Origin of the sequence: Amphritea sp. (genome assembly GCF_048266285.1) — a bacterium.
Classification (GTDB): domain Bacteria; phylum Pseudomonadota; class Gammaproteobacteria; order Pseudomonadales; family Balneatricaceae; genus Amphritea.
The window spans coordinates 70,983-80,073 of sequence record NZ_JBLWZV010000018.1; the positions used below are offsets into that span (position 1 = coordinate 70,983).

Annotated in this window: 8 protein-coding genes and 1 tRNA gene; 2 read left to right on the forward strand and 7 right to left on the reverse strand. The window is 43.5% G+C overall.

The window, feature by feature from the left end:
* The first annotated feature begins 98 nt into the window (after positions 1-98).
* Positions 99-186 (forward strand) — tRNA-Ser (locus ACN0T0_RS16230).
* A 429-nt stretch (positions 187-615) separates the two neighbouring features.
* Here the strand turns inward: ACN0T0_RS16230 and hisI are convergent.
* Positions 616-1,041: a phosphoribosyl-AMP cyclohydrolase gene (gene hisI, locus ACN0T0_RS16235; protein WP_417227776.1), complete on the reverse strand. Its 426-nt coding sequence runs from the start codon at positions 1,039-1,041 to the stop codon at positions 616-618.
* A 105-nt stretch (positions 1,042-1,146) separates the two neighbouring features.
* On the opposite strand from hisI, the gene ACN0T0_RS16240 reads away from it, so the two are divergent.
* Positions 1,147-1,824 carry a DUF1826 domain-containing protein gene (locus ACN0T0_RS16240; RefSeq protein WP_417227777.1) on the forward strand — a complete coding sequence of 226 codons (678 nt, stop codon included), beginning with the start codon at positions 1,147-1,149 and terminating at the stop codon, positions 1,822-1,824.
* A gap of 269 nt (positions 1,825-2,093) precedes the next feature.
* On the opposite strand, the gene ACN0T0_RS16245 is transcribed toward ACN0T0_RS16240, so the two are convergent.
* The 6 genes from ACN0T0_RS16245 to ACN0T0_RS16270 all read right to left on the reverse strand — a co-directional run bounded on the left by ACN0T0_RS16245 (position 2,094) and on the right by ACN0T0_RS16270 (position 8,732).
* Complete coding sequence (locus ACN0T0_RS16245; RefSeq protein ID WP_417227778.1) at positions 2,094-3,791, reverse strand: sigma 54-interacting transcriptional regulator; 1,698 nt, start codon at positions 3,789-3,791, stop codon at positions 2,094-2,096.
* Positions 3,792-3,857: 66 nt separating this feature from the next.
* Positions 3,858-4,496: a cupin domain-containing protein gene (locus ACN0T0_RS16250; protein ID WP_417227779.1), complete on the reverse strand. Its 639-nt coding sequence runs from the start codon at positions 4,494-4,496 to the stop codon at positions 3,858-3,860.
* Between the two features lie 124 nt (positions 4,497-4,620).
* A complete protein-coding gene (locus ACN0T0_RS16255) occupies positions 4,621-5,259 on the reverse strand; it encodes a cupin domain-containing protein (protein ID WP_417227780.1) in 639 nt (212 codons plus the stop codon).
* Positions 5,260-5,288: 29 nt separating this feature from the next.
* A complete protein-coding gene (locus ACN0T0_RS16260; protein ID WP_417227781.1) occupies positions 5,289-6,731 on the reverse strand; it encodes an aldehyde dehydrogenase family protein in 1,443 nt (480 codons plus the stop codon).
* 100 nt (positions 6,732-6,831) lie between these two features.
* A complete protein-coding gene (locus ACN0T0_RS16265) occupies positions 6,832-7,155 on the reverse strand; it encodes a c-type cytochrome (protein WP_417227782.1) in 324 nt (107 codons plus the stop codon).
* On the reverse strand, positions 7,152-8,732 hold the full coding sequence (locus ACN0T0_RS16270; protein ID WP_417227783.1) for an FAD-binding oxidoreductase: 1,581 nt from the start codon (positions 8,730-8,732) through the stop codon (positions 7,152-7,154). Before ACN0T0_RS16270 ends, ACN0T0_RS16265 begins: the two co-directional genes overlap by 4 nt.
* Between the last annotated feature and the right edge of the window lie 359 nt (positions 8,733-9,091).

Below are 9,091 nucleotides of genomic sequence, written 5' to 3' on the forward strand. Positions count from 1 at the left end.
ATATGTTTGATTTAAGTCCTGAATTCTATTAAAGTACGCGACCTCTGAGATCGGCTCTCAGAGCGTTTACAGCAACTCATGTGTAAACAAGCAAACGTGGTGAGGTGTCCGAGTGGCCGAAGGAGCACGCCTGGAAAGTGTGTATACCGCAAGGTATCGAGGGTTCGAATCCCTCCCTCACCGCCATTTTTTATCTTATATTTCTATGACTTACAGTGTATCGTCCTTTTTCTGAGGCATCTGTGGGGCTGTTTGATTCGAAAATTCCATTATCTTGTTAATCATATTCGCCATCGGCGGAGCATCCTCTGGTATCTATTTAGCATAGTGATCATCTAGCATTTTAGTGCTGGTTTGTCCCATTTGTTGCGCGATCCAGCCTTTCGATATCATACCTGTTGATAATAGCTGCGATGCAAATGTATGTCTGCATGGCACTGTTCCGCGGGGATAGACTGTTTCTCTCGATCGGGGGGCAGATTTCGTTATTCACGGTACGATTGTCTAGCTGAGCTATTTGAACCTTCTTGGAGTAGGTTAGAAGTTCGTAGATCTACTAGAAGTTTTTCATCTTCATTCGTTAAACGGGATTGTCTGTATAAGCAGATGGGGTCGTCATGGCTGCTGAGCATCCCCAATAATCCTAACCTGTTGTTGTTCAGGCTCAACTTCGAGATAGAAGCATGAGGGGCGACCAGTATGACAGGCTGCACCTTTCTGCTCCACTTGGCAGAGAATGACATCACCATCGCAATCAAATGAGATGCTGATCAATTTTTGGGTATGGCCACTGGTTGCTCCTTTTTCCCAGAAGCAGTGACGACTTCGTGACCAGTAAATCATATGTCCTGTATATAGCGTTTTATCCAGTGCTTCTCTATTCATCCAGGCCTGCATTAATACCGCTTTGGTCGAGCAGTCTTGGGTGATAACGGGAATGAGCCCGTTTTCATTAAAGCAAAGGTTCTCCATCACCTCTGCTAATGGCAGTCTGTGATTGTGGGCATTGCTTTCCAGACGTTGAAAGAACATCTTGCTCATATAGCAGTCTCCTGACATGAATAATCTATCGGATGTTAGAATAACTTGATTAAAGATGTTATAACATAACCTTAATGAGATGTAGCAATTATGTCAGGTGTTGGTATGAATGTGGTAGAGCGGGAAGAAAATCGGGCAGGTTGTATTGGTCTTGGAGAGCAGAGCTATGCATCAGGTTTAATGCCTGAAGTGATGGCAAAGATTTATCAAGAACAGATAAATCTAGTCGTGTTAGAGCGAACGTTGGCAAAAGAAGTCGCTGGCTATTGCCAGATGCTAGTCACAAGCAAACCTGGTTTTAATCTTCGCTCTGTCATTAATCCTGAGAAAGCGGTTTCGTCTCTAAGATCTTTATTGCCTGATCTGGAAAGCCAATCAGCGTTCATCGATGATCTGGCCTTGTTGCTTGATATGTATGCCTGCTTGTTTGAACTTGATGAGGTTGGTGTAAGGCTACAGGTGCTGGATCGTGCGATGTGCCCCCGTTTCCATACTGACAAATTAGGTTGTCGTTTAGTCAGCACTTATCAGGGGCAAGGAACAGAGTGGCTTCATAATAGTGATGTAGACCGCGGCAAGCTGGGCTCTGGAAATATGGGTTTGAATGACGATGAGTCAGGGCTGATTTCTCGTCCAGCTTGTATTCAACAGGTTAACTCGGGAGATATTGTTCTGTTAAAAGGTGATGGCTGGTATGGCAATGATGGGTTGGGAGCGGTGCATCGTTCTCCAGCAGTTTCCGGTGGTGAAAAGCGCCTTGTAGTTACTATGGATTTTGCTTGAGAGTGAAACAAAACGTAGCGAGTTGAGGGTTTTAGAATAAATGCGACAACGGGATAAGAGATTCACTATTGATCGTTATACCCTTCTTTATTGTCAAAAACATAAGATTTAGCGTTAATGGTAATTATTTGAAAATTATTTTGGATGGAAATTCGATGGTATAGACGTTGACGAAATTGGGCTTAACAGCATTGCTCAGTGGTTTAGGATGTACTCGATGAACGCTTTGAATGTGTCGAGGCCGGTTGTAGCAGCCCCATTTTAGGCTGTTACGTTTTGGCATGCTTAGCCGACTTCTTCAATCGGTATTCGAGTTTTATCCTTGTCATGTCAAGTTCACGTGCAGTTTTCGATATATTACCATTATTTTTCGCAACGATATTCTTTAAAAAGAGAGTTTGGATATCGGCGTATTGAAGTTGGTCTCTTGTCATATCATCAAGGATAGAATCATATAGAGGGGCTGCTTCTTGACCTGTTGTATCAACCTCAAGATTCAATGAGCCTTCTAAATTTGAAAAATGTCCATAATCAAGGGTTTCATTATTTTCTGCTAAGATAACTGCGCGCTCGGTGATATTTTCTAGCTCTCGGACATTTCCCTCGAAAGTGTAGTTAGTTAATTGCTCTACGACACGGGAAGAAATACCGCTGATATTTTTTTTGTGGATTTTACTGAAATGTTTTATGTAGTGATGGAGAAACATCGGAATATCTGATTTTCGTTGTCTTAATGGGGGTATGTGAATCGGAAATACGTTGAGTCTATAGAGTAGGTCGGTTCTGAAGCGTCCATTCGCTGCCGCTTTATTAAGGTCAATGCTGGTAGCAGCAACAATTCTGACATCAACCGATATTGTTTTGCTATCGCCGACTCGTTCAATTTCTTTATCTTGAAGAGCCGTTAAAAGTTTGGTTTGTGCTTCCCAAGATAGATCTCCTATTTCATCGAGAAAAAGCGTTCCTCCATTTGCCCTTTCAAATCGACCCGCTCTGGATTTACTTGCATCTGTATAAGCTCCCTTTTGTACGCCAAAAAGCTCCGATTCAACTAATTCATCTGGTATTGCCGAACAGTTTATGGCAATAAAGGGGTGGTTATTGCGATTACTGATCGTATGCAACGTCTGCGCGAGTTTTTCTTTCCCCACTCCTGTCTCGCCTAAGAAAAGTACAGATGTATTAGCGTTGGCAACATTCTTGATTCGGGCTAAGCATTTTTTAAGTGCGTCTGAACTACCAATCACACCATGAGTGGTTTCAATAGTGATATCGTTAGTCAAAATAGCCGACGTGTTATGGGGGCGCTGTTTTGGTGCAGTCGTAGACTCTTGGCAGAGTGAAATATATTTGAGTTGATCGTGTATTTCATCTTCATACCAATCTGATAGTTGTTTGCCTATCAATCTACAGCATTGGTGACCGGATACTTCGCATTCAATTTCTTTATAGATAATGGGGATATTTAATAAAGTTGATGCAAAGCCACTCATATAGCCTGTTTGCATCCAGCATGCTGCGTTTTTAGATAACCCTTTATTTTGGAGTATGGCGTCTACTTCGAAATTACCGGTAAAGGTTCTTTCTTCATAAAAATAGGGGGCAAGAGGGTCTATATCTTGTTGTATTATTTTTGTGTTGATCGTGCCACGAATAGACTGTGCCTGTTGACCGATAGCAAAAATCTCTTTTATAGGGCTTTCTTTATAGGTTTTCTGACAGGTGAGTGCATCTCGTTTTCCGGATGAAAATCCGAGTTCGCAAAAAATTCTGGATGTCTCTCGGATGCCAATAATTTCAACGATTTCTCTTTTCATTCGAGCTAAGGCAGAGGTCTGGATTAGAGAAACGTATTCATCAGAGAATTGTAGACGGCCCGTTTCTGGATAAAAACTGATGAGATCTGTTAGGTCGACTGAATTACCTGGGCTCGCCGTTGTATTTGGCTTTTTCATTTCTATTTTCAAGATAATCTACCATAAGGTTTGATTGTTACAGGTGGAAGAAAGAATTTCCACCTGTAATATCAGCTATTATCTTGGTAACGTGTCTTTCCACGGTTTTTGTTCGTACGGTAGAGGACCGTCGAGCATTTGGAAGTCTTCAACGCAGTTGTTGTACCAGTCGGTCATTTTCAAGGGGTCTGCATTCATTTGTGCGGTCCAGTCTGAGCGATCACACTCTTTCGGCAGTGGTTTATGTGTTGGCTTGTCTAAATAGTTCCACAAAATAACCCACTTGGCCGGTGAACCCGTGGATTTATAACCATGAACCTGTCCAGCAGGGACGTGCACCCATTGACCTTTTGTAACCACCATATCTTTGTCACCAACGCGCATCTGAATAGTACCTTCAGTGACGATAACCGTTTCAGTACGGTGGTAGTGGATGTGTGGCGGGCCATAATAATCATGTTCAATATGCTCAATACCACCACTGAATAGCCCATCGGTATCTGAGGGTAGGATCATAGGAATAAATGTTGCTCTTGGAAAACCAAGATGAAACATCGGCATATCAAGTGGTCGAACCATCGGCATAGGGTTTGTTTTCGGGTCATATTTGGTGTGATCAGCTTTCTCTTGATACATACCGTTAACATCGTCTAAAGCGTATGAGCCTGAAGACATACCCAGTAGTGCTGCCGTTGCCAGTACTAATGCTTTTTTCATATCTATTTTCTTTTGTTGTATTGTTGTATTTATCAGGCAGAAAGTGAGACATTGCTGCCTTAGTGGTTCTTATGGCCTTGTTAATACAGGAGAAAATATTTATTTCCTCCTGTAGCGTTAGCTATTATCTTGGTAGTGTTTCTTTCCACGGTTTTGTTTCGAACGGCTCAGGGCCGTCAAGCATTTGGAAATCTTCAACGCAGTTGTTGTACCAGTCAGTCATTTTTAAGGGGTCTGCATTCATTTCTGCCGTCCAGTCTGAGCGGTCACACTCTTTCGGCAACGGTTTATGTGTTGGTTTGTCTATATAGTTCCACAAAATAACCCACTTGGCGGGTGAACCGGTGGATTTATAACCATGAACCTGTCCGGCAGGGACGTGTACCCACTGACCTTCTGTAACCACCATATCTTTGTCACCGACGCGCATCTGAATAGTGCCTTCTGTGACAATAACTGTTTCAGTACGATGGTAGTGGATGTGTGGTGGGCCATAATAATCATGTTCAATATGCTCAATACCACCGCTGAATAACCCGCCGGTATCCGAAGGGAGGATCATCGGAATGAACGTTGCTCTTGGGAAGCCAAGATGAAACATCGGCATATCAAGTGGTCGAACCATCGGCATCGGGTTTGTTTTGGGGTCATATTTGGTGTGATCAGCTTTCTCTTGATACATACCGTTAACATCGTCTAGAGCGTATGAGCCTGAAGACATACCCAGTAGTGCTGCCGTTGCTAGTACTAATGCTTTTTTCATATCTATTTCCTTTTGTTGTATTTATAAGGTTAGAAAGGGAAGTCTTGCTGCCCTAACTGCACGGTGACCCACTTCACTTCGGTAAACTCGTCCATGGAAAATTGGCCACCCTCGCGTCCAAAGCCACTGTTTTTAACACCACCAAAGGGAGCAACGGCTTCATCGCGGATCGTTGGGCCATTAATGTGCACCATCCCTGTTTCTAGAGCTTCAGATATCTCATAGGATTTCTGTAAGTCATTTGTGATAACCGCTGAGGAGAGGCCGTATTCGGAGTTGTTAGCCAGTCGGATGGCATCTTTATAATCTTTAGCTCGAATGATTGATGCGACAGGGCCAAAACACTCCCGCTGGAATATGGACATGTTTTCTGTGACATCAGCTATGACTGTTGGTAGGAGACAGTTCCCGACATTATCACCACCGGTGAGTAAGCGAGCGCCTTCTGTTTGGGCTTCAGCGATAATTGATTTAATAAAGTTGATCTGTGAAGAGCGGATCAAAGGGCCAACAATAACCGTAGGGTCGCTAGGATCACCAGCTTTAAGTGATTGAGCTTTCTGTGCAAACTTGTTGCAGAATTCCTCATAGATCTCGTCTTCTACAATGATACGAGAGCCGGTCATACATACTTGTCCTTGATGTATGAAGTTGCTGAAAGCAGCGGCATCGACGGCATACTTAATATCGGCGTCTTTAAGTACGATCATCGGATTTTTTCCGCCCAGTTCTAGGGTGAATTTTTTCAGATGGGCTGCTGCTTTCTGGGCTATTTTCTTACCCACCAAAGTTGAGCCGGTAAAAGTAACTTTTTTGACTCTTGGATCATCTATCAGAATGTCGCCGATATCCGTAGCTTGTGCCGGAACAATATTCAATACACCGTCTGGAAGGCCCGCTTCTTTGAAGATCTCGCCGAGTTGTAGTGCGATAATTGGGGTTGCTTCGGAGGGCTTAAGGACAACACAATTCCCCGCTGCGATTGCCCAGCCTATTTTTCGTACTGTCAGGAGCAAAGGAAAGTTGAAAGGTGAGATGGCGGTAATAACCCCCAATGGTTTGCGAATACTGTAAGAACGTACGCCATGGGACTCAGATACAAACGTTTGGCCGGCTACTCTACGACACTCTCCCGCCATGCCTCTTAACGTTGAGGGAGTTAGATGCAGTTCAAAACCGGCTTTTAATTGCGTCGACCCTGATTCCTGAGTCAGCAGTTTTATCAGTGCATGTGATTTCTGCTCCATCAAGTCAGCCGCTTTGAGAAAGATAAGTTCCTTCTGCTGAGGAAGTGTATCTTTCCACGTTTGGAAGGCCTGATCTGCAGCGTCTATCGCCTTTAATATGTCAGACTCATTCGCTTGATGGACGGTTGCGAACTCTTCATTATTGTATGGGTTGCGTGAAATAAGTTTTTTTTGTGATGATGAATTAACGGGTTGTCCATTAATAAACAGCTTGTATTCATTCATTGTTGGCACCAATTGGTAAGCTAACCCCGCTCATCTTTTACCATCGAATAAAGCGGGGTATAGGGCTAGGTTAAAAGAACCTCACGGACGTCATTGATGACTACTTCTTTTCTGCGAGGTATGTCGCAAGCGCTTTAAGTTGTTGATCTGAGATTTCGGTATCCCGAAAAAAGGGCATACTGAAAATGCCTGATCGCACAATATACTGTACATACTCAGTAGTTAGGTCTGAGCGCTTTTGTAGCTGCGCTTTATCAATCCCAAGACGTTGTCCGAGTAGCTTGGTGCCAGGATGGTCGGCACTACTAGGGCCATGACAGTGAACGCACCATTGATCAAACACTACTTTTCCATCAGTGGCAGATGACTCTGCATGACTCACTGATGTCAGAGTTAAAAAGAGGGCAGCATAGACAGATTTCATGATTTCGCCTCCCGGTAAGCTTTAGGCCAAATTCCCTGTTTACCTGGGGCGAATATGCCATTGGGGTCAAGCGCATCTTTTAGGGTTTGATTGAATTTAAGTGCAGCGCCATCATTGAATGAATACGATCCCGCAACCTGATCCATAAGGAAAAGGTGTGAACGGTAAGCTGCCCAGCCACGTTTAGCACCTTCATCAATCATTGCACTTATCGCTTTCCGGCCTTGCTTATTCACTTCAGGCATATTTTTAATGATAGGTAGCGGAACAATATGCAGTAGGCCTCGTTCTCGACCGACAAATCCGCCGACATATTCATAACCAGCATCCTGAACCATCTTGCTGAACAGGTTGTATTGCTCCATGGCTGTGGAGCCTATCAGTGGACAGGTTGGGGAAAAGTCCATATGGCCGCTCAAGCCGGTGCCCCAGTTGATAACATTCCACTCGGCCATATTCGGTATGCCTGCTTGAAGCTTTTCGTTGTAGTCGAGCTCGTCAATAGTGAGTGGTGTTCTGAACTCTTTCATCTCATGGGTGACGCCTGGAAGTTTCTCAAAAGCTAAGCGTACTTTTTCCCAGTTATGTTTAACTGTGGATTCATCACCATAAAATGAAAGGCGTATATTCCACCATCCAACGCCGAGGTCTGCGTACATGTCCCGTAGTTCCTTTTTAGTCATCGGAACGGGACCTTGTTTATATTTTGATCTCACTGTACGGAAGGCCGCTTCGAAGGTGCCTGTGTAGATGGAGGGGGCGCATTCAATTGTTTTATCGAGCATGAAAGGGCGAAGTGTGTTGACGATATTTTCTAGTTGATCTTCATCCCTGACATGGATCATTCCGCACGTGTAGTATTCTGGCTCAGGCATTAGCCATAATCCCATTTTGGTGACAACACCATAATTGGATTGGGTGAATAGACCATCAACATAAGGCCCAAATCCGTATTTGAACTGTTGCCAACTATCGGTGCCCTCAATCGCGCCGTTACCTGTGCGCATAAGTTCACCGTCGGCAAGGACGACTTCCATACCGCACTGTTGGCCAAAGTGATCACCATACGGTGTGTAACCAGCACCACGTTCCAGTGCGTTACCCAGAACACTACCCCACCCAGGAGATGGCACTGACATCCATAGTTTTGAGTGATTTTCTTTTAAATGGTTGTGAAGGTCGAAAAAGCTAACGCCAGGTTCGACCAGTACGTAAGCAAGCTCCTCGTTAACTTCTAGGATTTTATTCATGCGCTTGAGGTCAAGAACGATGGTGCCGGTCATTCTTGGAGATGAACCGCCATAAGCAAGGTTTTTGCCTGTGGAGATACTCCAGAGAGGAATTTTATATCTATTGGCGATTTTAACGATGGCTTGAACTTCTTCCGTGCTAGCGGGGGCTATCGCAGCAGAAGCATAAAATTCATCGTTAGCGTCTAATGGGGTGTAAGCGTCTCTATATAGATCGACCTTTTTTCTTTCAATAAAAACCCATTGTTTTCCTACAACCTGATTGAACTCAGTTAACGCTTTCTCAAAAGTTGATCTATCGAGACCTGGTGGAAGCACTCTGTCCATCAAACATACCTCTATTATTAAAACGCTTAGCCTAATAAGTTGCTCAAGATACTGTGTAATTAACCCCGCTTTGTGCCGTAGGCATCGGTTGGCAAGAGTTTGCTGACACAGTTCAATGTTGGACAGCATTAGATAAGTGTTCTTATTTGTTGTTGTGGTTTGTAGGGGGAAAGCAATAACGAGACCAATTACTATTATTTTTTATAAGTGATTGATTTTAAGAGTTAAAAAATATTTTTTTTAGAATGATTTGGTTTTTATTTTGAGGGGGGATGAATAATCGGCTAATGATTTATATTATTAACATTTTTGATAGTTGGGGCCTGTAAAAGATTTGGCTATAAGATAGTTTAAATTAT

Excerpts from the sequence above, each read along its gene's own strand:
- hisI (WP_417227776.1), bottom strand. The coding sequence starts at position 1,041 with ATGAGCAAGATGTTCTTTCAACGTCTGGAAAGCAATGCCCACAATCAC.
- ACN0T0_RS16240 (WP_417227777.1), top strand. The coding sequence starts at position 1,147 with ATGAATGTGGTAGAGCGGGAAGAAAATCGGGCAGGTTGTATTGGTCTT.
- ACN0T0_RS16250 (WP_417227779.1), bottom strand. The coding sequence starts at position 4,496 with ATGAAAAAAGCATTAGTACTGGCAACGGCAGCACTACTGGGTATGTCT.
- ACN0T0_RS16255 (WP_417227780.1), bottom strand. The coding sequence starts at position 5,259 with ATGAAAAAAGCATTAGTACTAGCAACGGCAGCACTACTGGGTATGTCT.
- ACN0T0_RS16260 (WP_417227781.1), bottom strand. The coding sequence starts at position 6,731 with ATGAATGAATACAAGCTGTTTATTAATGGACAACCCGTTAATTCATCA.
- ACN0T0_RS16265 (WP_417227782.1), bottom strand. The coding sequence starts at position 7,155 with ATGAAATCTGTCTATGCTGCCCTCTTTTTAACTCTGACATCAGTGAGT.
- ACN0T0_RS16270 (WP_417227783.1), bottom strand. The coding sequence starts at position 8,732 with ATGGACAGAGTGCTTCCACCAGGTCTCGATAGATCAACTTTTGAGAAA.